23 protein-coding genes are annotated in these 23419 nt (G+C 59.6%); 12 read left to right on the forward strand and 11 right to left on the reverse strand.

All coding sequences use genetic code 11. The annotated features are described in order from the left end of the window. The coding region (locus tag BM416_RS24340) for an RHS repeat domain-containing protein (RefSeq protein WP_092489732.1) at positions 1–2420 on the forward strand (2420 nt) is incomplete at its 5' end. A 1-nt stretch (position 2421) separates the two neighbouring features. After that, positions 2422–2805: a hypothetical protein gene (locus BM416_RS30465; protein WP_139237773.1), complete on the forward strand. Its 384-nt coding sequence runs from the start codon at positions 2422–2424 to the stop codon at positions 2803–2805. Between the two features lie 417 nt (positions 2806–3222). Here the strand turns inward: BM416_RS30465 and hemB are convergent, their stop codons facing one another. From hemB to BM416_RS24355, 3 genes are all read right to left on the reverse strand, one after another. Beyond that, on the reverse strand, positions 3223–4197 hold the full coding sequence (gene hemB, locus BM416_RS24345; protein WP_092489733.1) for a porphobilinogen synthase: 975 nt from the start codon (positions 4195–4197) through the stop codon (positions 3223–3225). Positions 4198–4315: 118 nt separating this feature from the next. Next, positions 4316–5155 (reverse strand): PhzF family phenazine biosynthesis protein, encoded by an 840-nt coding sequence (locus tag BM416_RS24350; RefSeq protein ID WP_092489734.1) that lies wholly within the window; start codon positions 5153–5155, stop codon positions 4316–4318. Between the two features lie 3 nt (positions 5156–5158). After that, a complete protein-coding gene (locus BM416_RS24355; protein WP_092489735.1) occupies positions 5159–5857 on the reverse strand; it encodes a glutathione S-transferase N-terminal domain-containing protein in 699 nt (232 codons plus the stop codon). A 253-nt stretch (positions 5858–6110) separates the two neighbouring features. On the opposite strand from BM416_RS24355, the gene BM416_RS24360 reads away from it, so the two are divergent. After that, complete coding sequence (locus tag BM416_RS24360) at positions 6111–6812, forward strand: histidine phosphatase family protein (RefSeq protein ID WP_092489736.1); 702 nt, start codon at positions 6111–6113, stop codon at positions 6810–6812. A 45-nt stretch (positions 6813–6857) separates the two neighbouring features. Beyond that, positions 6858–7913, forward strand: coding sequence for a permease (locus tag BM416_RS24365; RefSeq protein WP_092489737.1), 1056 nt, complete (start codon positions 6858–6860; stop codon positions 7911–7913). On the opposite strand, the gene mnmH is transcribed toward BM416_RS24365, so the two are convergent. The 4 genes from mnmH to BM416_RS24385 form a co-directional block, all read right to left on the reverse strand. After that, positions 7903–9003, reverse strand: coding sequence for a tRNA 2-selenouridine(34) synthase MnmH (gene mnmH, locus BM416_RS24370; RefSeq protein WP_092489738.1), 1101 nt, complete (start codon positions 9001–9003; stop codon positions 7903–7905). The genes BM416_RS24365 and mnmH overlap by 11 nt on opposite strands. Next, the gene (selD, locus tag BM416_RS24375) at positions 9003–10037 is read right to left on the reverse strand and encodes a selenide, water dikinase SelD (RefSeq protein WP_092489739.1); all 1035 of its coding nucleotides are present in this window, start codon (positions 10035–10037) and stop codon (positions 9003–9005) included. Before selD ends, mnmH begins: the two co-directional genes overlap by 1 nt. 94 nt (positions 10038–10131) lie before the next feature. Continuing rightward, the gene (locus tag BM416_RS24380; RefSeq protein WP_065926954.1) at positions 10132–10881 is read right to left on the reverse strand and encodes a TerC family protein; all 750 of its coding nucleotides are present in this window, start codon (positions 10879–10881) and stop codon (positions 10132–10134) included. Positions 10882–10910: 29 nt separating this feature from the next. Continuing rightward, on the reverse strand, positions 10911–11162 hold the full coding sequence (locus BM416_RS24385) for a hypothetical protein (protein WP_027603160.1): 252 nt from the start codon (positions 11160–11162) through the stop codon (positions 10911–10913). Between the two features lie 134 nt (positions 11163–11296). On the opposite strand from BM416_RS24385, the gene nhaR reads away from it, so the two are divergent. Next, on the forward strand, positions 11297–12199 hold the full coding sequence (gene nhaR / locus BM416_RS24390) for a transcriptional activator NhaR (RefSeq protein WP_092489740.1): 903 nt from the start codon (positions 11297–11299) through the stop codon (positions 12197–12199). 4 nt (positions 12200–12203) lie between these two features. Here nhaR and BM416_RS24395 read toward each other — a convergent pair whose 3' ends face one another. Next, positions 12204–13361: an MFS transporter gene (locus BM416_RS24395; RefSeq protein WP_092489741.1), complete on the reverse strand. Its 1158-nt coding sequence runs from the start codon at positions 13359–13361 to the stop codon at positions 12204–12206. Between the two features lie 267 nt (positions 13362–13628). Between BM416_RS24395 and sstT the strand changes: the two genes are divergently transcribed. The 3 genes from sstT to BM416_RS24410 all read left to right on the forward strand — a co-directional run bounded on the left by sstT (position 13629) and on the right by BM416_RS24410 (position 18743). Further along, positions 13629–14849, forward strand: a complete 1221-nt coding sequence (sstT, locus tag BM416_RS24400; RefSeq protein WP_092489742.1) for a serine/threonine transporter SstT — start codon at positions 13629–13631, stop codon at positions 14847–14849. 172 nt (positions 14850–15021) lie between these two features. Then, positions 15022–16755, forward strand: coding sequence for a DEAD/DEAH box helicase (locus tag BM416_RS24405; protein ID WP_092489743.1), 1734 nt, complete (start codon positions 15022–15024; stop codon positions 16753–16755). Next, a complete protein-coding gene (locus BM416_RS24410) occupies positions 16752–18743 on the forward strand; it encodes a 3'-5' exonuclease (protein ID WP_092489744.1) in 1992 nt (663 codons plus the stop codon). The genes BM416_RS24405 and BM416_RS24410 overlap by 4 nt, the downstream gene beginning before the upstream one ends. Before the next feature lie 58 nt (positions 18744–18801). On the opposite strand, the gene BM416_RS24415 is transcribed toward BM416_RS24410, so the two are convergent. Next, entirely contained in the window at positions 18802–19311 is a 510-nt protein-coding gene (locus tag BM416_RS24415; protein WP_027603156.1) for a DUF1993 domain-containing protein, read from the reverse strand. Positions 19312–19484: 173 nt separating this feature from the next. Here BM416_RS24415 and BM416_RS24420 point away from each other — a divergent pair, with 173 nt between their 5' ends. Continuing rightward, the gene (locus tag BM416_RS24420) at positions 19485–20135 is read left to right on the forward strand and encodes a YceH family protein (protein ID WP_027603155.1); all 651 of its coding nucleotides are present in this window, start codon (positions 19485–19487) and stop codon (positions 20133–20135) included. A gap of 59 nt (positions 20136–20194) precedes the next feature. On the opposite strand, the gene BM416_RS24425 is transcribed toward BM416_RS24420, so the two are convergent. Then, complete coding sequence (locus BM416_RS24425; protein ID WP_092489745.1) at positions 20195–21013, reverse strand: shikimate 5-dehydrogenase; 819 nt, start codon at positions 21011–21013, stop codon at positions 20195–20197. 156 nt (positions 21014–21169) lie between these two features. Between BM416_RS24425 and BM416_RS24430 the strand changes: the two genes are divergently transcribed. The 3 genes from BM416_RS24430 to BM416_RS24440 all read left to right on the forward strand — a co-directional run bounded on the left by BM416_RS24430 (position 21170) and on the right by BM416_RS24440 (position 22225). Further along, positions 21170–21523, forward strand: coding sequence for a hypothetical protein (locus tag BM416_RS24430; RefSeq protein WP_027603153.1), 354 nt, complete (start codon positions 21170–21172; stop codon positions 21521–21523). Positions 21524–21756: 233 nt separating this feature from the next. Next, the gene (locus BM416_RS24435; protein WP_027603152.1) at positions 21757–21951 is read left to right on the forward strand and encodes a hypothetical protein; all 195 of its coding nucleotides are present in this window, start codon (positions 21757–21759) and stop codon (positions 21949–21951) included. Between the two features lie 91 nt (positions 21952–22042). Continuing rightward, positions 22043–22225 (forward strand): hypothetical protein, encoded by a 183-nt coding sequence (locus tag BM416_RS24440; protein ID WP_065939365.1) that lies wholly within the window; start codon positions 22043–22045, stop codon positions 22223–22225. Positions 22226–22228: 3 nt separating this feature from the next. On the opposite strand, the gene BM416_RS24445 is transcribed toward BM416_RS24440, so the two are convergent. Continuing rightward, on the reverse strand, positions 22229–23296 hold the full coding sequence (locus BM416_RS24445) for an AI-2E family transporter (protein ID WP_027603150.1): 1068 nt from the start codon (positions 23294–23296) through the stop codon (positions 22229–22231). Between the last annotated feature and the right edge of the window lie 123 nt (positions 23297–23419).

The following is a 23419-nucleotide window of genomic DNA, read 5'->3' on the forward strand; positions in this document are numbered from 1 at the left end:
CCTACGAGCATGACAACGGGTTCGTACGGGTTGTAAGGCGGGGTCTGGCGGTCTGGAAGTACGAGCGTAACGACCAGGGCGATGTCATCCGCAAGACCGATCCCGATGGTCATGTCACCGACTACAGCTATGACAAATACGGGCAACTGGTTGGGGTTTGGTACCCGGATCACAGTTGCCATCGGCTGGTGTGGAATGAGCGCGGACAGTTGCTTGAAGAGCAACTGCCGAATGGCGGGATCAAGCGTTATCGCTATGACGATCTCGGCCGGCAGCTGGCCCGCGAGGATGAGCATGGCGCGCTGACCCAGTATCAGTGGGACAGCGGGGGCCGGTTGGTTCGCGTCGTATTACCAGGCGGTGCATGTCGGGAATACAGCTACAACCCCTACGGAAAAATCACCGCCGAACGCGACGAACTGGGCCACGTCACCCGCTACGAATACGCCGACGGGTTGCACCTGATCAGTCGGCGCATCAACGCTGATGGCACTCAGGTCAACTACCGCTACGACAACGTGCGGTTATTGCTGACCGAGATCGAAAACGAAGTCGGCGAGACCTACCGACTTGATTACCACCCCAATGGCCTGATCCAGCAGGAAACCGGTTTTGATGGGCAGCGTACGGCCTACGTCTACGACCTCAACGGCAACCTGCAGGAAAAGACCGAATACGGTGACGATGGCAGTCAGCTCGTTACCCGCTACGAACGAGACCACGCCGGACGCCTCGTAAGAAAAAACCTGCCCGACGGCAGCCTTGTTGAATATGCCTACGACCGCCAGGGCAACCTCCTCAGCGTCGACGACGGCCACTGGGCGCTGGCCTACGAATACGACCGCCAAAACCGCCTCACCGCCGAACACCAGGGCTGGGGCACCTTGCGCTACGGCTACGACGCCTGCGGCCAGCTTCAACACCTGCGCCTGCCCGACAACAACCGGCTGGTTTTTAATCATGCGAAAGGCGGCCACCTCGCCACCGTCGAATTAAATGGTGCGCTGCTGACCTCTCACCTGTTCAAGGCGGGTCAGGAACACCAACGCCAACAAGGCCAACTCCTCAGCCACTACCACTACGACGACCAACACCGCCTGCACGCCCATGCGGTCACTCAACAGCAAGATCACCTCTACCAACGTCAATACGACTACGACAAATCCGGCAACCTCACCCGCCTGCTCGACACGCGCAAAGGCGAACACCACTACCACTACGACCCGTTAGGCCGCCTCACCCGCGCCGACCACTCCCAAGACCTGCAGGAACGCTTCGGCCACACCCCGGCCGGCAACCTGCTCATGCAAGACCGCCCCGGTCCCGACATCGTCGCCGGCAACCGCCTGATGATCCAGGGCGACCGCCACTACGACTATGACGCCTTCGGCAACCTCATCCGCGAACGGCGCGGCCGTGGGCACGCGCTGATCACCGAATACCGCTACGACTGCCAGCACCGGCTGATTGGAATCACCCAACCCAATGGCCAAACCGCGAGCTATCGCTACGATCCCTTTGGGCGGCGCATCAGCAAAACCGTGGACGGCCTAACGACGGAGTTTTTCTGGCAAGGCGACAGGCTGATTGCCGAACACCATGCAGATCGCCACCGCAGCTATCTCTATGAACCCGACAGTTTCCGTCCGCTGGCACTGCTGGAAGGCTTCGGCCCAAAAAACACCAAAGCCTTCCACTACCAACTCGACCACCTCGGCACGCCACAGGAACTGACAGACCCAGACGGCGAAATCGTCTGGTCCGCCCACTACCGCGCCTACGGCCAGATCAGCCGACTCGACAAAGGCACAATCGACAACCCGCTACGTTTTCAGGGTCAGTACTTTGATCAGGAAAGCGGGCTGCACTACAACCGTCATCGCTACTACAATCCGGATATTGGGTGTTACCTGACGCCTGATCCGGTGAAGTTGGCGGGTGGGATCAACGCGTACCAGTACGTGCCGAACCCTATGGGGTGGGTGGATCCGTTAGGTCTGAGTACTTGTCCAGGCGGGGATAAATGCAAGCCGAACCCCAGTGCTGAAGATCCAGCGGAAAAAGCACAGGTTAATGAAGGCAGCCCACTCAGGCCCACAAGCTCCAACTCTCCACCTACACTGGGCTACCATAAGGAGACCTTTGCCAATAAACCTGTAAAGCCGGAAGAAACCATTCAGAAATGGGATGAATTTCTAGGACCTGGCCCTCACACAAACATCAACCCACGAACTGGGAAGCCCGACCGCGACAGAATTGTTTCCAGCGACGCAAAAAGAAGTATTCGTTATGGGGTTCATGAAATGAATAGCAAGCCAAGCAAGCATCACTATCATGAAGAGACATGGACGTTCGAGATAAAAACCAACACCATGAACGTTGACAATACTGTTGTACGCGTTCCCCTGACGAAGAAGTGAAATGAAGATACAAGTAACTGATATTTTTTCTGACAAAGGCACTGTGAGAGTAAAATTCAACTCACCTTTTGGAAATGCCACAGCTTTATGGAGCGGAACCAAGTTAAAAACTGGTGAAATTCTGGATGTAGAGTTAGAACTTGATGAAATATTTTCATGGGGACAAAACATCATGTCCTCATCCGTAAAAACACCAGAGATCACGGCTGCAAATGGGGCTCATAAAATTATCGGCGAGCTTTTCCAAGATGCAGACCAAAGTTGCTCAATACTAAAAATCGGCGATTCAGTAATTTTGATTGAAATTGACAAGCCAATCACCGGCGAGCCCTGCTTTGTTGAAGTGATAGCAACTGACATTCTTCTTCACCCAACAAATGTTTGAGCATAAATTCACTCACAGCCGTCAACTACATATACAAAAAAAGCTCAACCAGCGAAAATCAATCGGAGAGAGCTATAAAAAATACACATTTTGAATATGTAAAATAAAGAAAAGCAACAGTAATACTAGATACAGACGGAAACCCAATAACCGCCTGCACGGACTACTGAACCGAAACATCAACCTAAACTTTCAACCCTCCGCAGCCTTCTATTCAAAAGCCAGGAAAAATATATAAAATTCAGACCAGCGATTACCCCCCCTTCATCCAACCACACAATTCAAACTTCACAGAATGCAGTTAGTCAGGCAGATGAAGTATTTAAGGTAGATCGTGGGCGTGGGGCTGCTACGCAGCCCAACGCGAGCAAGCTCGCTCACCACAAGTGTTCGCTCACCAGGGGGTGTACGTTGCCCTTAGATCCCAGCCAACGCCAAGTCCATCGCGAAGTAGGTGAAGATCAAATCCGCCCCCGCACGCTTGATCGATCCCAACGTTTCCCGCACAACCCGATCCTCATCAATCGCTCCCGCCTGGGCGCCGAACTTGATCATCGCGTATTCGCCGCTGACCTGGTACGCCGCCACTGGCAGGCGCGAGGCTTCGCGGATGTCGCGGATGATGTCGAGGTAGGCACCGGCCGGCTTGACCATCAGTGCGTCCGCGCCTTCCTGTTCGTCCAGCAGTGATTCGCGCACGGCTTCGCGGCGGTTCATCGGGTTCATCTGGTAGCTTTTGCGGTCGCCCTTGAGCGCGCTGCCGCCGGCTTCGCGGAAGGGGCCGTAGAGGGCCGAGGCGAATTTGGTGGAGTAGGCCATGATCGGGATATGGGTGAAGCCGGCCTCATCCAACGCGCGGCGGATGGCTTGTACCTGGCCGTCCATGGCAGCCGAAGGGGCGATCACGTCGGCTCCCGCACGGGCCGCGGCAACGGCCTGCTTGCCGAGGTTGAGCAGGGTCGCGTCGTTGTCGACATGGGCACCGTGCATCACGCCGCAGTGGCCGTGGTCGGTGTATTCGCAGAAGCAGGTGTCGGACATTACGATCATGCCCGGCACCGCGTCCTTGATGATCGAGGACATCCGCGAGACCAGGCCACGTTCCTTCCAGGTGTCGCTGCCGTTGGCGTCCAGGTGGTGGGACACGCCGAAGGTCATCACCGACTTGATACCGGCACGGGCATAGCGCTCGATCTCGGCAGCCAGCTTCTTTTCCGGGATGCGTTGCACGCCGGGCATGCTGGTGATCGGTACGAAGTCGTCGATTTCTTCTTCGACGAAAATCGGCAGCACCAGGTCGTTGAGGGTGAACTCGGTTTCCTGGAACAAGCCACGCAGCTCCGGGGAGCGGCGCAGGCGGCGTGGACGGGCTTGGGGGAACTGGCTGGTCATGGCTGTCCTGAAAAAGTGGCGGGAAATCTTTGGGGCGAAAGCTTATGCCCCAAGGCCCCGGCAGCACAAATGCCCAGGGGCCAACAGTGTATTGCGGGGGCCGTAATAATGTATTGATCTAGAGCTGTAGACGCCCGTCGATGCACACCGCGACAGCGCCACCGATCCAGATTTCATCGCCTTGACGTTCGACCCGAATCCGCCCCGCACGCCCCATGGCCGTGCCCTGGCTGACCACGTAGCACTCCGGCGCGAGTCCTTCGCTGAGCAACCATTGTGCGACGCCGGCATTCAGGCTGCCGGTGGCCGGGTCTTCCTGGGCCCCGTCGCCTGCGACAAAGGCACGCACCTCAAACTGCGCGTCCACGTCGTCAGCCGGGTTGCAAGGAGCAATCACGCCGACGGCCAGCCCGAGCAGTTGCGAATAGTCCGGCTGCAAGGCCAGAACTTGGTCACGGTCAGCCAGCATCACCGCGAGCCACCCCGCGCCATTGTCGACCCACTGGCTGCGCACAATGGCCCCCGGCGCCAGGCCCAATCCCCGGCGTACGCGCTCCAGCAGCGCGGAGTCCACAGCGCCGGAGCGCATCAACGGCGGTGCAATAAACGCCAGTTCATCGCCTTGACGACGAATACGCACCAGGCCGATTTCACACTCCTGGATAATCTCCTCGCCTTGGGGCACCCCACCGGCCTTGAGCCACGCATGGCAACTGCCCAGCGTCGGGTGCCCGGCGAATGGCAGCTCCTGCAAGGTGGTAAAGATCCTCACCCGGTAGTCCGCCCGAGCATCGCGCGGTGTCAGCAAAAACGTGGTTTCACTGAGGTTTGTCCATTTGGCGAAGTCAGCCATCTGTTGGTCGCTGAGGCTGTCAGCACCCAGCACGACGGCCAGCGGATTGCCCTTGAGGGACACGCTGCTGAATACATCCAGTTGTTTGAAATCGAAAGTCGGCATGCTTCAGCTCGGGATACTCAGGCCACGGATGACCGCCGGCCGGGCGACAAAGCCGTCCAGCGCGCGCAGTACGTTAGGGAAGTCGGCAATGCCCACCAGATCGCCCGATTCATAGAAACCGATCAGGTTGCGAATCCAGGGGAAGGTGGCGATGTCGGCGATGCTGTAGTCGTCGCCCATGATCCAGGTGCGGCCGAGCAGGCGTTTTTCCAGCACCTCCAGCAGGCGACGGGATTCGGCGGCGTAACGGTCGCGGGGGCGCTTGTCTTCGTAGTCCTTGCCGGCGAACTTATTGAAGAAGCCCAGTTGGCCAAACATCGGACCGATGCCCCCCATCTGGAACATCAGCCATTGAATCGTTTCATAACGTGTCGCCGGATCTTCGGAAAGCAACTGGCTGGATTTTTCCGCCAGGTAGATCAGGATTGCGCCTGACTCGAACAGCGCCAACGGCTGGCCCGCCGGGCCGTCGGGGTCGATGATCGCGGGGATTTTGTTGTTGGGATTCAGGGACAGGAACTCGGGGGAAAACTGGTCCTGGGTCTCGAAACTGACCTTATGCGCCTCATAAGGCAGGCCCAGTTCTTCGAGCATGATCGAGACTTTTACCCCGTTGGGCGTGGGCAGCGAGTACAGTTGCAGGCGCTCCGGATGCCGGGCGGGCCATTTGCTGTTGATCGGGAACGCGGCGATCGGGTTCATCGGGAAACTCCCTGGCGGAAAGCTCCCATGATAATCATCTGTCCCACGTCCTGCATGGGTCATCAATGCGCAACATCAGCGGGCTATTATCCCCCGTGGGCGAACCAATACGCCCGAGTGCACTCTTAAGTGCGCCCAAACGGTGAATGGAGGCACCTCGCTATATCGACACGGAACACCGCAGGACGCCCCCAGGCGTCACTGGGGCCAGGCTTGTCCGCCTTAACGTGACGCACGAAGACTCGAACCTATAATGAAGATCAAGCCTCCGCGCCTTGTGCAACGACTCAAACGCTATTCTTACATCATGTTGCCACTTTTGCTGGTGAGCGGCGCCATGGTCGCCGCCCTCGACGCCCGCGAAAGCCGCGCCCAACCAGTGGACGGCGTACAAACCCTGGTGTTCCTGCGCCACGCCGAAAAACCTGCCGGCGGCCTGGGCCAACTCAATTGCCAGGGGTTGAACCGAGCAATGAACCTGGCCACCCTGCTGCCGGAAAAATTCGGCAAGGCCAACTTCGTGTTTGCCGCCAACCCGACGCGCAATGTCGAGGAAGGTGAGCTGGACAACTCCTACAGCTATATTCGCCCGTTGATGACCATCAGCCCCAGCGCCATCAAGCTGGGCCTGCCGGTGAACATCAAGTTCTCGGCCAACGACACCAGCGACCTGGCCGACGAACTGGTGGAAGACAAATACCACAATGCCACCATCTACACCGCGTGGTCCCACGGCTACTTGCCGGAGCTGATCAACAAGGTGGCCAGTGAGGCCTCCGGCGAAACACACACGATTACCGACGACTGGTCCGGCAGCGACTACGACACGCTGTATGTACTGACGCTGACCTGGCACAACGGCAAAGCCTCGCTGCTCAGCCGCAACTACAAGCAGGGCTTGAACGACGGTGACGAAACCTGCCCGCAGCCAACACAGGTGAGTGCCGATAGCTGAGGGCGTATGATGCACCGCTATTGACTCATCTGCGGACCCTCCCCCATGCCCAACCTCGCCTCCACCCAGCCCGTCCGGGGCTGGTCGTTCTGGTGGAAACCTGCCCTCTTCCTATTGGTGGCCTGCGTCGGCCTCTACTACGTGAAGTGGTCGCCCTACTACTTCAAGGCGTTTGTTGCCGCTGACAACCACAGCATCGGCGCCTCGATCCTCAACGATCAGCAAAGCTCGCCCCTGGCAGCGGCGCTGGCCTATGCCCAGGTGTATTTCCTGGCGATCTGGAAGGCTGCCGTACTGGCGGTGATTCTCGGTTCGTTGCTGCAAGTGCTGATCCCCCGGGACTGGTTGCTGCGCCTGTTTGGCCGTGCCGGCCTGGGCTCGACCTTGCGCGGCGGGCTGTTCGCCTTGCCGGGGATGATGTGCAGTTGCTGCGCGGCCCCCGTCGCGGCGGGCATGCGCCGCCAGCAGGTGTCGGTGGGCGCGGCACTGGCCTTCTGGATTGCCAACCCGGTGCTGAACCCGGCGACGCTGGTGTTCATGGGCTTTGTACTGGGCTGGGGCTTTACCGCGTTGAGGCTGGTGGCGGGCATTGTGCTGGTGGTGGGTGTGTCACTGGTGGCACAACGCATCGCACGGCCGGACCAGGTGCCGGAAGTTGCCTTGGACGCGGTGGCCGAGGCCAGCCAGGTCGAAGCACAACCCTTCTTTAGTCGCTGGCTGCGTACCCTGTGGCAGCTGTTCTGGAGCACCATACCGATCTATATCCTGGCGGTGCTGGTACTCGGCGCCGCGCGGGTCTGGCTGTTCCCCCATGTGGACGGCGCCATGACCAACAGCCTGGTATGGCTGGTGCCCCTGGCGATTGTCGGCACGCTGTTCGTAATTCCTACAGCGGCAGAGATCCCCATCGTACAAACCATGATGACTCTGGGCATGGGCACCGGCCCGGCCGTGGCCCTGCTGATGACCCTGCCCAGCGTGAGCCTGCCGTCGCTGTTGATGCTGCGCAAGGATTTCGATGCGCGGGTCCTGGTGACGGTGGCCGGGCTGACCATGCTGGTAGGCGTGGTGTGCGGGTTGATCGGCGCGTTTATCCTCTAAGGGCGCGCTCGCGCAGATAGGCCGTGACGGCGCCCTGCTCTCCCGCAAACTCGATGCGTGCGCCTTTGCTTTCACGCTGGAAGGCGTACATCGGGTCGTAATACTCGCGCAACAGCCCTTCAATCCAGGCGCGATGCAGGTCCACGGCGCCGCTGCGCACCTGTTCCGCCAGGGCATCCTGCATGATCGCCTGCAACCGCTGGAAGCGCTCGCCGCCCAGGCGCTTGTGGATATTGGCCAGGCTCTGGGTCAGGCGCTCGGCAAACAACGCCTGGCCCTGCTCACCAAATACCGCGATGAACTCCGCGCACAGGTCAACGACGTAGTCGCGCAGGATGCGCTCGACGCGGCCTTCGACGCTGTCTTCGAGCCACACCATCGGAAAGGTCTGCATGCCCTTGTGCAACGGCAACGGCAGCGCACAGCTGCCGATCATGCGGCTTTCATCCTCGACCACGAACTGCTCGATGCCGCCCGCGCGTTTTTTCAGCAGGTCCACCGCCAGGCGGTTTTCGAAGTCGATGTTGGAAGGTTGCACCGTGGCGCGCTTGCCGAAGCTGGAACCGCGATGGTTGGCATGGCCTTCCAGGTCCAGGGCGTTGCGCAACTGGCCCAGCACCTCGGTCTTGCCGGTGCCGGTCATGCCGCCCAGCAACACGAAATCACAGTGGGCGGCCGCCTGGTCAAGGGTCTCCAGCAGGAAGGTCCGCATGGCCTTGTAGCCACCGCCGACCCGGGGGTACTCGATGCCGGCTTCGGTCTTCAACCATTGCTGCACGATCTGCGAGCGCAGCCCGCCCCGGAAGCAATACAAGAAACCGTCAGGATTGGCCTGGGCAAACCGCGCCCATTGTTCGATGCGTTCAGCCTTGATCGCCCCCGATACCAGCTCATGCCCCAGCACAATCGCGGCTTGCTGGCCCTGCTGCTTGTAGCAGGTGCCGACGCGTTGACGCTCGTCATCGGTCATCAACGGCAGGTTGATCACGCCCGGGAACGCGCCCTTGGCGAATTCGACCGGCGCGCGGGTATCCATCATCGGCCGGTCGTTGAGGAAAATGTCGCGGTAATCGGTGATGTCAGTTGCCATCAAACCACCTCTACCGCGTGGGTCTGTCGCTCAACCAATTGGCCGATGGGCTCAAGGCTCAAGCCCAATTCAGCCGCCGTCGCGCGGAACTCGGCGTCGCCTTCAGGGGTGACCGCGATCAGCAGGCCGCCGCTGGTCTGCGGGTCGCACAGCACGCGTTTGTGCAATTCCTGCAGACGCCCGACCTTGCTTGCGTAGCTGTCGAAGTTGCGCAAAGTGCCACCTGGCATGCAGCCCTGGTCCAGGTAATCCTCGATCCCGGGCAGACGTGGGACTTTGTCGTATTCGATGCGTGCGGTCACGGCGCTGCCGTCCGCCATCTCCACCAAATGGCCCAACAGACCGAAACCGGTGACATCCGTCATTGCCGTCACACCGGCCAGCTTGCCGAAACGGCTGCCAGGTTTGTTGAGGGTGCACATCCAGTCACGGGCCAGGCCGATATCCGCCTCACGCAACTTGCCCTTCTTTTCGGCGGTGGTGAGGATGCCGATACCCAACGGTTTGGTCAGGTACAGACGGCAGCCCACGGTGGCGGTGTCGTTGCGCTTCATATGGCGCTTTTGCACGATGCCGGTGACGGCCAGGCCGAAAATCGGCTCGGGCGCGTCAATGGAGTGCCCGCCCGCCAACGGAATGCCGGCTTCGTCGCACACCGAGCGACCGCCACGGATCACTTCACGGGCGATCTCCGGCGCCAGCACGTTCACCGGCCAGCCAAGAATGGCGATGGCCATCAACGGGTCGCCGCCCATGGCGTAGATGTCACTGATGGCGTTGGTGGCGGCGATACGGCCGAAATCGAAGGGATCATCGACAATCGGCATGAAAAAATCGGTGGTGGAGACCACCCCACGCTCATCGTCGATGGCATACACCGCCGCGTCGTCGCGGGAGGCGTTGCCCACCCACAGGTTCGGGTCAAGGTTCTGCGCACCGCTGCCCGCCAGGATCACTTCCAGCACCTGGGGCGAAATCTTGCAGCCACAACCCGCGCCGTGGCTGTACTGGGTAAGGCGAATCGGCTCGTTCATGGTGGACCTCAAGCTATCAAGTGGGCGGATTCTAACAGACAGCAAAAGGCCGGCTGGGCTCTTGTGAGCACAGCCGGCCTTTGGGGTTGCAGCGTTACTGCCGGGCAGCGAGCAGACGCTTGTGGCGATTGCGTCGGGCGATGTTCAGGCACTCGATGGCGGCCGAGAAGGCCATGGCCGCGTAGACGTAGCCTTTAGGCACATGGGCACCGAAGCCTTCGGCGATCAGCGTCATGCCGATCATGATCAAGAAGCCCAGGGCCAGCATCACCACGGTCGGGTTGTCGTTGATGAACTTGGCCAACGGCTCGGCCGCCACCAGCATCACGATCACCGAGGTCACCACGGCGATGATCATGATCGGCAAGTGCTCGGTCATGCCCACGGCGGTAATGATGCTGTCGATGGAGAACACCAGGTCAAGCAACAGGATCTGCCCGATGGCTGCGGCAAAGCCGATGGCCACGACATTACCGGTACTGGTCTTCTCTTCGGGCTCAGGGTCCATGCTGTGATGGATCTCGGTGGTGGCCTTCCAGACCAGGAACAGGCCACCGGCGATCAGGATCATGTCCTTCCACGAGAACGCCTGGCCGAGCACTTCGAACACCGGGGTGGTCAATTGCACGATAAACGCAATGGTACTCAACAGGCCCAGGCGCAACACCAGCGCCATGCTGATACCGATGCGTCGTGCCTTGGCCCGATGCTTCTCGGGCAATTTGTTGGTGAGGATCGAGATAAAGATCAGGTTATCGATGCCCAGCACGATTTCCATCACGATCAAGGTGGCCAGGGCGATCCAGGCGGTGGGGCTGGCGGCCAGTTGTAAAAGGTAATCCATAGGTCAGTCCTGACGTTGTGCTGGGGAGATTAGGTTTCTTTGGTGTTCGATTCAGACTCGTTTTCTTCCTGATCGTCCTTTTTTTGTGGATTGATCAGGCCGTTTGTCGCTTCACTCAACGCCTGCTCGGCAGCTTTCTGGGTGTCATCGATGGCTTGCTTGGCCGACTCGGTGGCTTTGCCCATGACCTGTTGCGCGCTTTTTTCGACCTGATCGCAACCGCTGATCATCACCAATGAAAGCGCAAGCAACGATGCCGCGCCCAGGGAATTGAGTTTCATCATGTCTTCCTCGTTAGAACCATTGGGTCCAAATAGTGGCCCCGCGATAGCGAGGCATTCTATGCAGGCAAACAGTTCAGGAAAATTCGTATTTTCCTCGCGTATACTTCGGTTTTTACGAAGTGACGATCATCATGCTCAATTACCGACAGTTGCATTACTTCTGGGTAGTGGCCAAGACCGGCAGCATCGTGCGCGCCTGCGAGCAACTGAACCTCACGCCCCAGACCATCAGCGGGCAGATCAGCCTGCTGGAGCAAACCTACGGGATTGCGCTGTTTCAGCGGGTAGGCCGCCAGCTTGAACTCACCGAAGCCGGGCGCCAGGCCCTGCCCTATGCCGAACAGATGTTCCAGACCGGCAATGAACTGGAGGCGATGCTGCGCGCGCAGCCCAATGAGCAACAGATCCTGTTTCGGGTCGGGGTGGCGGATGTGGTGCCCAAGTCCATCGTGTACCGACTGATCGCGCCGACCATGGAATTGAGCGAGCCCCTGCGCATTACCTGCCGGGAAGACAAACTCGAGCGTTTACTGGCCGACCTGGCGATCCAGCGGCTGGACCTGGTGATCTCCGACAGCCCCATGCCCTCGCACCTGGACATCAAGGGCTACAGCCAGAAACTGGGGGAATGTGGCATCAGTTTTTTCGCCACCCAAGTATTGGCTGACAGGTACGCCGGTGACTTCCCACAGTGCCTGCACGGCGCGCCCCTGTTGATCCCCGGCGCGGAAACCGTAGTACGCAGTCGTTTGCAGCGCTGGTTTGCCGAGCAGCAGATCCTGCCCAGGATCATCGGCGAGTTCGATGACAGCGCCTTGATGCAGGCCTTTGGCCAATCCGGCAGCGGGATCTTTATCGCGCCCAGCGTGATCGCCGATGAAGTAGTGCGCCAGTACGGCGTGGCGTTGATTGGCCAGACCGATGCCGTCACCGAGTCGTTCTACGCGATCTCGGTGGAACGCAAGGTCAAACACCCCGGCATCGTGGCGATTACCGAAGGTGCACGGCGAGAGTTGTTTACCGCCCTGCCCTGAGCGTTCAGGCGTTGGACGCGACCGCTTGCCTGGCGGTCATCAGCCACAGCGCCAGCAGCATCGACACCAGGATAAACCCGGAAGCGGCAAAACCCAGGCTGCCGAGGCCGAGGGTGTCGATCACATGCCCGCCGACCATCGCCCCGAGGCCGATCCCCAGGTTGGCCCCGGCGATATTCAACGACGCCGCAAACGCCGGCGCATGGGGTGCGGCCTTCATCAGCCGCACATGGCTGACCAGGAACAGCGCCGCCTGGGTCACGCCCCACACCGCCATCGCCGCCGCCAGGCCGACCGTGGAGTGGATCGCCGGTACCAGCGCGACCATGCCGGCGATCATGAAACCGCAGAACACCATGGAAGCGATCAGCGGGTGACGGTCCACCGCACGCCCGCCCAGGGAGTTGCCGATCAGCCCGACCGCACCGAAGCCCATCAGGCACCAGCCCACCAGCGTGCCGTCGAAACCGGCCAGGCGCTCAAGGATGTCCGCCAGGTAGGTATACGCCGTGAACATGCCGCTGAACACCAGGACCGACAACAGGATATGGCCTTGCATCAGCGGGTTGCGCAGGATCTTGAACTGCGAGCGCAACGACACCTGGTCGTTCTTCGGTTGGGTCACCGGCAGGTAGATAAACAGCAGCAAGGCCTTGGCCAGCGCGACCACGGCGAGGATCGCAAACGCGGCGCGCCAGCCGAACATATCGGAAATCAACGTGCCCACTGGAATCCCGAACACCGTGGCGCAGACGATGCCGAAGCCGATCTTTTCGATGGCGCGCCCGGCGTATTCGGGGCCGACGATATCCACCGCGGTTTCACTGGCCAGGGCCCAGAACACCGGCAGACCCAGGGCCGGGATCAAGCGCGCCAACGCCATCACCCAGATATTCGGCGCCAATGCGGCCACGGTATTGGCCACGCCGAACAGGAGCAGGATGCTGATAAACAGACGCTTGCGGGGGAAACGGGCGCAGTACGCGGTCAGAAACGGACCAAAGGCCGCCACGGTAAAGGCAAACAAGGTCACCAGCAGGCCGGCCTGGGACACGCTGACGTTGAGGTCCCGGGCGATGGACGGCAACAGGCCGACGATAACGAATTCTGTGGTCAGCACGGTAAAACCGGCGGCCGACAGCAGCAGGATGGGAAACAGCATGAAAACTCCAGAAACGACGACATCAACGACAGCCCGAAGGGCCCGCTGACGGAGAGGAAAGGTGAGAGGGGAGAGGGGAGAGGGGAGAGGGGAGAGGGGAGAGGGGAGAATCTTAACAGAGTATGTCCGGCTTTTGCGAAGCCCCGGTGACCCAATGCCGCAGCGGCCGGGGCAGGTCCAGCGGCATGCTAGACTTCGCGACCTGCTTCCTACAGACCTTTCTGCCTGCATTGCCGCGCCCTTAAAAAAACTAGAGACAACCTTTATATGACTGCTGCCCCTTCCCTTTTCCAACGCCTGACCCGCATCAGCCTGGTCACGCAAATCGTCATCGGCTTGATCGCCGGCATCCTGCTGGCCCTGCTCTTGCCGGAGGCGGCCAAGGCCACAGGGTTTATCGGCAAGGTATTTGTTGCCGCGCTCAAGGCCGTGGCGCCGATCCTGGTGTTTGTGCTGGTAATGGCGTCGATCGCCAACCATAAACACGGCCAGGAAACCCATATCAAGCCGATCCTGTTCCTGTACCTGCTGGGCACCTTTGCCGCTGCCGTGGTGGCGGTGATTGCCAGCATGTGGTTTCCCTCATCGCTGGTGCTCGCTACCCATGACGCCACCGTGAGCGCTCCCGGCGGCATTGGCGAGGTCTTGCAAAGCCTGCTGTTGAGCGTGGTGGACAACCCCATCAGCGCGCTGATGAACGCCAACTTCATCGGCATCCTGGCCTGGGCCATCGGCATGGGCATTGCCATTCGCCATGCCGGCGAGACCACCCGCACGGTGCTCGACGACCTGTCCAACGGTGTGACCCTGATCGTGCGCGTGGTGATCCGCTTCGCCCCGCTGGGTATCTTCGGCCTGGTGGCTTCGACACTCGCCACTTCGGGCTTCGGCGCCCTGCTCGGCTACGCCCACCTGCTGGTGGTACTGATCGGTTGCATGCTGTTCGTGGCGCTGGTGGTCAACCCGGCCATCGTGTTCTGGAAACTGCGCCGCAACCCGTTCCCGCTGGTGCTGATGTGCCTGCGCGAAAGCGGCATCACCGCGTTTTTCACCCGCAGTTCGGCGGCAAATATCCCGGTGAACCTGGCCTTGAGCAAACGCCTGGGCCTGCATGAAGACACCTACTCGGTGTCGATTCCACTGGGCGCTACGATCAACATGGCCGGCGCTGCGATCACCATCACCGTGTTGACCCTGGCGGCCGTGCACACCCTCGGCATTGCCGTGGACCTGCCGACCGCCGTGCTGCTCAGCGTGGTCGCGGCGATCTGTGCCTGCGGCGCGTCGGGTGTGGCCGGCGGCTCGCTGCTGCTGATTCCCCTGGCATGCAGCCTGTTCGGTATCCCCAGCGAAATCGCCATGCAGGTGGTGGCCGTAGGCTTCATCATCGGTGTGCTGCAGGATTCGGCGGAAACTGCACTCAATTCGTCCACCGATGTGCTGTTTACCGCGGCAGCGTGCCTGGGCAAGGAAGAGCAGTCGGTTTAAAACAGCCAGCGTAAGAAAAAAAGCCCGGCGCCGTTCTTCAATGAAGAATGGCGCCGGGCTTTTTTTGTATGGGCTGATCGGGTTTTCCGTGCCACGTGCTGGCTCGCAACCACGACAAACATTATGTAACACTGCCAACAGATGCCTCGGTCGATAAGGATTGTTCACCGCCATGCTCGGACAGCACCCCCTGATTCAAAAACTGTACGACTTCGTATACGCCGAACAGGCCGCCAACTGGCAAAAACTTCAAGAGGTATGGGAACGTCCCTTGAAGGACAAGTTGCTGCAGGGCTGGACACAGGGCTTCGTTCGACTCGAACGAGGCGATACAGCCAAATTACTGTGGGCCTACCTCGACGACAACGAATCGCGCTTTCGTGCAGGTGACTTGTTGCGTCTGCATCTGGGCGATGCCCAAGGCCCGCTGCTATGCCAGGCCATGAAGTTCGAAAAGGAAGAGGATGATCGCTGGCTTCTCAGTTCGGATCAGGCAATGCTCATTTGGGAGAGCTATCAGGAAGGTGTTTGCTACGCGGACCCTGATGGCATGGACCTGACGCCGAAATATCTTCAAACCTTGCAGGATATTGAGAGCGACGTACACGGTAACAACGCGATTCTTCCTTTGCTTGGCGATGCTCCCAATATCGGCTTCCATGACGCAGACCTCGAGTACGCCGAGCAGATCGCGCTCAAAGAGGGCTGCAACCAGAAACAAGCCGAGGCCGTGGGTTTTGCCTTCGGTGCTGAACAGGTCGCCTGCATTCAAGGTCCACCCGGTACCGGCAAGACCAGAGCCCTGGCCCTGATCGCTCAGTTGCTGGTCGAGCGCGGCGAACGGGTGTTCGTCACTTCGCATACACACATGGCCATCAACAACGCCCTGAGTAAGATTGCTGCGCGCGATGTGCCGACCGTCAAGATCGGTGGCCGCCGAGAAGACCTCGACAAACGCGTGGATTGGGCAGCCGAACCGGCCAGGTGGGAAGGGATGCCAGAGGCAGGTCTAGGTTATGTGATTGGCGCCACGCCTTTTGCAACGTGTTCCTCGTTGTCCAATTACAATTTCGACACGGTGATCTTCGACGAGGCCAGTCAGATCACCGTACCTCTCGCCCTGATGGCGATGCGCAAGGGCAAACGCTTTATTTTTATCGGCGACCAGAAACAACTTCCCCCCGTACTGCTTTCTCGCTCGGTTCTGTCAAAAGAATCCATGTCTGTGTTCGCCCGCCTGACGGCTCAGGATGCCGATCACACGGTAATGCTTGAAGAAACCTACCGGATGAATCGCTGGCTGACCCAGTGGCCCAGCCAAATGTATTACGGCGGGCGATTACGCGCCGCCGGGCGAAACAAGGACCGTCTCCTGTCGCCCGTTCATCAGGCAGATGTCAGCGAAGCGCTTGATCCGCAAACCTGCGCGGTGTTCATCCCGACGCAGGACGCAAAAGCGCGGAACCGCAACCCAGCAGACGCCAGATGCGTCGTCCAGTTGTGCCGGCAAGCGCACGACATGGGGCTGCCACTCCATGAAATCGGGATCGTGACGCCCTACCGTGCTCAGGGTCGAGCCATTCGCAAGGCGCTGGCCAAACAGTTCGGCAGCGAGGCCGCCAGTACAATCGTCGCGGATACTGTCGAGCGTATGCAGGGTCAGGAGCGGGAGTTGGTGATCCTGTCCCTGTGCAGTGGCGACGAAGCGTTTATCAGTGCAATCGGGACATTTTTCTTTCAGCCTGAGCGCCTGAACGTTTCCATCACGCGCGCGATGACCAAGCTGATCATCATCGGGCCGGAGCTGCGGCACGGGATCATCTGTTCCAGCGAAACCGCACAGGCCTGGGCTGAGCAATACCGCCAGTTGATCAGCCAATGCCATAAGGTAAATGTCCCGCTATGACTCTTTTCATACCCGAATGGCAGCGCAGCAGCGGCTCCCAGCAACAGTGCAAGCGGGTACTCAAGAAGCTTGAGGATGACTACGTCGTCCGCAAATGCCTGACCCAAGACAGCTGGGCACCGGATTTTTTCCTGCAGCGCGGTGAGCTTGAGTGGCTGGCGCTGATGGTGTGCGAGTTGCCGTACGATACGCTGGACCCGGACCAGCTGTTTTTGACCGCAGAGCAGACAGCGTTCAGCCAGATGCTGGAGAAACTGGAAACATTCGAAACCCAGGCCGGTATCCCGACCATGCGCAAGATGGTGGTGATGTGGGGCTGCGACTCCGAGCAAAGTAAAATCCTCTGGTCACGGCATTGCGAAGGTCGGGGAATCTGGCTGATGTCGAAAAAGACGTTCCTTGAGTCCGGTGCAGAACAACTGCCCAAGCTGCTCAAGGCACTGTCTTCGGAAACCCGGCAGACCCTTATGGGCCGTTACTTTTCCGAGGCAGAAATAGCCGGGCTCCGCTCAACACGCCGTCAGTTTTCGCGCGACAACAGTGCCCGCACGCTGCGCTACTTTCTGGACCCTCAGCAAGAGTGGGCCAGCAAGCTCGACCTGGACCTTCCGGATGAGCAAACGGAAATGGCGGGGGATTTTTCCGTGCGGCTGATCAATGGTGTAGCGGGCAGCGGCAAAACGCTTATTGCTGCCAGTCGCGCCTATATCCTGGCCAGGAAATTCCCTGACCAGCAGGTTCTCATGCTGATTCACAACGTTCCTGTCGTGAAAGATCTGAAACACCGCCTGCAGCGCGTCTATGGGGAAATCCCCAAGAACCTCACCATCATGACGGCGCTGGGCTGGATCTCAAGGCAATGGAGGGCGCTGTTTAAAGAAACACTGAAGATGCCTAAGTTCACTACCGAAGCCATAGGCCTTATTCAGCATTTTCGCGACACCGAATACCGGGAACTGAAACCGGACAACAACCAGTTGCTTGATGAGTTCAACTTTATAAACGACAACGTCGTCATCGACGAGCCTGATTATCTCAAGGCAGAACGGGCAGGCCAGGGCTTTGCGCTGCGCAAAGAGGAGCGACAACAGGTCTGGGCGCTGTACGAACGGGTGACCAAAGCCCTGTTCAATCAGCATGGGCTGCGTTTATGGAGCTCTCTGCCCCGTGATCTGTGCCTGGCCAATCGCCCAGACACGCTGGAAGCCTATCAGCACATTCTGGTGGACGAGGCACAGTTCTTCGCACCATCGTGGTTCCAACTGATCAAACTCACCCTGGAAAAAACCGAGGGAACGCTGTTTTTATGCGCTGATCCGAATCAGGGCTTTCTGAAGAGCCGCCTTAGCTGGAAACGAGTCGGCCTGGATGTGGCGGGCAAGACCAAAAAGCTGCGCAAATCGTATCGCACCACCCAGGCCATACTAAGCGCTGCCAGCCAGATGCTGGCCGATATTACGCAGACCGATCCGGACGAGTATCTGCAACCAGACTTCGACGGTATGGAAGCAGGTACACCGCCGCTGTTTGTTCTGTCGCCCTCTCCACAGGATGCCGTGGTCCAGGCCTGCAATGAAATTGGAGCGCATCGGAACAGCTATGAATTACCGTTGTCGGCAATGTTGCTGCTGTATGGCAAGGGCATAGACAAAGCGTTGTTAATGAAAACCCTGAAGAAGAGTTTCGGCACCGAGCGAATCTGGGACATGAATGATCCAGACGTCGTACCCGGTCATGATGAAACGCTGCGAATCGCGACAGTTGAAAGTGCAACCGGACTGGAAGCCAACGTAGTGTTTCTGGTTGGGCTGGAAAAATTGCTCAGGATTATCGAGCAGAAGGTTGGCATCACGGCGGACGAGCTGGAACAGAATGCTCGCAAGCTGTATATGGCGATGACTCGCGCAGGCCAACGGCTTGTGCTGATCTCGTCTACCCCGCTGCCGGAGAAAATTGCGGGGGTGTTTGTCCACACCGGGATGGAATAAAAAACGCCCAGGGCCATTCGGCAAAGAACGGCTCCGGGCGTTTTTCCGATGCCTGGGCTTAGAAAGCGCCCATGTAGTCACGCTTGCCCACTTCCACACCGTTGTGACGCAGCAAGGCGTATGCGGTGGTGACGTGGAAGAAGAATTGCGGCAGGCCGTAGGTCAGCAGGTAGGACTGGCCGCTGAAGCGCTTCTCTTTCGGTGTGCCTGGGCGGGTGATGATCTCGATGCCTTCCTTGCCGTCGACTTGCTCGGGCTTGATGGTGTCGACAAACGCCAGCACCTTGGCGATCAGCGCTTGCAGATCGGCGAAGGTGACTTCGGTATCTTCGTATTTCGGTACTTCGATCTCAGCCAGGCGTGCGGAAACGCCCTTGGCGAAGTCGACGGCGATCTGCACCTGGCGCACCAGTTGGAACATGTCCGGGAACAGGCGTGCTTGCAGCAAGGCGTTGGGTTCGATGTTCCTGGCGGTGGCGTGGGCTTCGGCTTTGTTCAGCACATCGCTCAGGGCGCTGAGCATTTGCTTGAAGACCGGGATGGAGGCGGCGTACAGGGAAATAGTCATGGCAGTCTCATGGGTAATGGCAGGGTTGGAACCAGCGGCGATTATAGACACGCCAGGCGCTTGTCTTTTATTTTTTCCGGCTTAGGCTAGGCGGGGGCGTTCTCAATTAGTTTCCTCGCCGCGCTGAGGAAACTAATTGAGAGCGCACCCATTCACAGCATAGGGAAAGCGCGATGACCGCCGAGCACGACACCGACACCCCTGAGCCGCGCCTGAACAGCACGGAAATTCGCGTCCTGGGTTGCCTGATCGAAAAACAGGCGACCAACCCGGAAACCTATCCCCTGACCCTCAACGCCCTGGTCCTGGCCTGCAACCAGAAGACCAGCCGCGAGCCGGTGATGAACCTGAGCCAGGGCCAGGTTGGCCAGAGTCTGCGTGCGTTGGAAGGCCAAGGCTTCACGCGCCTGGTGATGGGCAGCCGTGCCGACCGCTGGGAGCATCGCGTGGACAAGGCGCTGGAACTGGTACCGGCCCAGGTGATCCTGACCGGGCTGATGTTCTTGCGTGGGCCGCAGACGGTGAACGAACTGCTGACCCGCAGCGGACGCATGCATGACTTCGAGGATGCCGAGCAGGTGGTGCACCAACTGGAGCGCCTGATTGCCCGTGGGCTGGCGCTGCTGGTGCCGCGCCAGGCGGGGCAGCGGGAAGATCGCTATACCCATGCGCTGGGGGATCCGGCGGACATCGAGGTGATTATCGCGGCGCGGGGAAGCCCGGTGGAGCGCTCTGCCGGCGCAGTCTCGCTGGATCGTATCGAAGAGCTTGAAGCACGAATTGCAGCTCTGGAAGAGCGGCTGGCGCAGCTGGAACAGGCCTGACACGGTCAACCATGTGGGAGGGGGCTTGCTCCCTCCCACATTTAGAGCTGCAGTAGCCTTCAGTTGCGGGCGAAGGCTACTGCTGCCTGGAACTGTTCATCCGTAGGCCGCACGCCGGTATAAAGCACAAACTGCTCCAACGCCTGGATCGCAATCACCTCCAACCCAGTGATCACCCGCTTGCCTTTGGCCCGTCCACGCACGATCAATGGTGTTTCGGCGGGGATCGCCACCACATCGAAGACAGTGTCCGCTGCATCCACGGCATCCGCCTCGAACGCCAGGGCATCCGCCTCGGCCCCGCCGGTCATGCCGATGGGCGTCACGTTGATCAGCATCTGTGGGCGCAAATCGCCCAGTTCCGCCTGCCACTCATACCCCAGGTTGTGCGCCAACGCCCGGCCCGCCGCTTGGTTACGCGCCACGATCACACCATTGGCGTAACCGCCATCCCGCAAGGCGCTCGCCACGGCCTTGGCCATACCGCCGCTGCCACGCAGGGCGAAGGTCGAATCCTGCGGCACGGCGTGTTTCTTGAGCAATTGTTCGACGGCGATGTAGTCGGTGTTGTAGGCCTTGAGATGGCCATTGGTATTGACGATGGTATTCAGGGAGTCGATGGCTTGAACCGAATCGTCCAGTTCGTCCACTAAGGCAATGGCGGCCTCCTTGAAGGGCATGGACACCCCGCAACCCCGGATGCCCAACGCACGGATACCACCTATCGCGCCGGGCAAATCCTGGCTGCTGAAGGCTTTATAGTAGAAATTCAGCCCCAGCTGTTCGTACAGGTGGTTATGAAAACGCAAGCCAAAATTCCCAGGGCGGGCCGACAGCGACATGCACAGTTGGGTGTCCTTGTTGGGGTGCATCTGCATGGATAACTCCTTTGAGTAAGCAAATCGGTACAGACCTTACACAACCTTTACCTAGCGGCCGTGCTGTTTTTCAGAAATACGTTGTCTTAAAAGTATCCCCGCGACATTACTTGAGTCTATTGATTGCAGACCACAAGCGCAGGGGCTAACCGAGGAATGACCATGATTCGTACAATCCCCAAGATCGCCTTGCTGGTAGGTGCACTCGCTATGGCAGGCCAAGCCTCCGCCCATGGTGGTGGATGGGGTGGCCCAGCCGTCTTGGGTGCCCTGGTCGGCGCCGCCGTAGTGGGCTCCGTGGTGGCCAGCCAGCCCCGTGAGGTCTATGTGCAGCAGCCGGTCTACGTGCAACCGCAGCCGGTGTATGCCGCGCCGCCGCCCGTCTACTACGCACCACCGCCACCGGTGTACGTGCAGCAGGAGGTCTATTACCGCCCTGCGCCGGTCTACTACGGCCCACCGCGTGGCTACTATGGCCCGCCCCACGGCTATTACCGCCGCGGCTGGTAAGTCTCAACCGTCAGCTATGCAACAGGCCTCGCCCACCCGCGGGGCCTTTTCTTGTGGGTAACGTCCGGATTTATCCTGCCAAGGTCGCTCTGAGGACAATGACCGGGCTGCAATCCCACATGATTAAGGTCGAAAGTCTACTTGCCCGAACGGGGCTCACGCTGTCATGTTTGTGTCACGCCACACTCCCACTATCAATCCTGTCCACTCCATAACAACAAGGACGACTGACCATGCCCACACAAAATCCGCACCGCACCGCTGGCCTGTGTACGTCCAGCAAGGTCTACAGCGCCCTCACGGAGCTCAAGCACCTGGAAGGCCACCGCAGCGCCAAGTTCCTCGCGCTGCTGGCGGAAAACCTGGTGCACAAAGGCCTGCTTAATGAGCAGGAAGTGGTGAGCATGCTCGATCAAGTGGTCGACTGAGGCCTTTTGTTGATGTCGACTATCGAGCCAGATGATTTTTCCTGAGCGCCTGTGCCCCGTAAGGTGACCTCCATAGCGATTGGAGGTCCTTATGCCCACTGTTCAAATCATGTCCGTCATCGGCAGCGCCGTCCCTGCCCCGCTTCGAGAGCTGGGTTTATTGGCTTGCTGGTACGTGGTGCGCGACGGCGAAGCCATCAGCGGCCCGCTCACATCCCTGTCTGCCGCCGAAAAACAACTGCAGCAAGCCTCGAACTTCCGCCTGCACGCCTGAGACTCAAGGCAACGGCAACTTGACCCGCGGCTTGCTCTCGACAAACAACGCCCAGCTGGACATGAACAGCGCCGCCACCAGCGGCCCGATCACGAACCCGTTGAGGCCGAATACCGACAGGCCGCCCAGGGTCGAGATCAGGATCAGGTAGTCCGGCATCTTGGTGTCCTTGCCCACCAGGATCGGGCGTAATACGTTGTCCACCAGGCCGATCACAAACACGCCGAACAGGCCCAGCACCACACCCTGCCAGATCGAACCGCTCAACAGGAAGTAGGCGGCCACCGGCCCCCACACAATGCCCGCGCCCACGGCCGGCAGCAGTGATAGAAACGCCATCAGCACCGCCCAGAGCAACGCACTGGGAATGTCCAGGAACCAGAAGATCAAACCACCCAGCGCCCCCTGGGTCACGGCCACCAGCACATTGCCCTTGACCGTGGCGCGCACCACCCGATTGAACTTGAGCTGCAACCGACGCTTCTGCGGCTCGGCCAGCGGCACCGCCGTGCGGACCTTGCGCACCAGTTCCGGGCCGTCGCGCAGCAGGAAAAACAGCAGGTACAGCATGATGAAAAAACTCACCAGGAAATCAAACGTGCCCTGACCGAAGCTGAACGCCTGGGTCGCAAAGAACTGGCTGCCCTGCATGGCGCTCTTGACGATCTTCTCGCGCAGCCCTTCCAGGTTGCCCATGCCGAAGCGGTCCAGCAGGTGCTGGAAGTACGGCGGCAGGAAGTTCTTGAACTGCTCGATATAGCCGGCCACGTCCAGCTTGCCGCTCTCGACGTTTTTGTACAGCGTGGCGCCCTCTTGCACCAGCAACGCGCTGGTAATGATCACCGGCAGGATCGCGATCACCAGGCACACCATCAAGGTGGCCAGGGACGTCAGGTTGCGGTTCCAGCCGAAGCGCTGCTGCAGGCGACGTTGCATCGGCGCAAAGATGATGCCGAGGATCACCGCCCAGAACACTGCACCGTAGAACGGCAGCAATATCCAGATAAAGGCGACGGTCACCAGGGCCAGCAGTAGCAGCAGGGTCTTGAATTGCAGGTTGGTTTGATTCATGTCCGATCCATGTCAGAAAAGCAGGCCGCGCGTGTGCGTCCAGCTGCTTAGTCCACCGCAAATCCCGGGAGTGCCATCTTTGTTGCGGTAAGCGTAGACCCAGATCAATAAAGCCCGGCACAT

The sequence above is a fragment of the Pseudomonas sp. NFACC42-2 genome (assembly GCF_900116055.1).
Classification (GTDB): Bacteria; Pseudomonadota; Gammaproteobacteria; order Pseudomonadales; family Pseudomonadaceae; genus Aquipseudomonas; species Aquipseudomonas marginalis.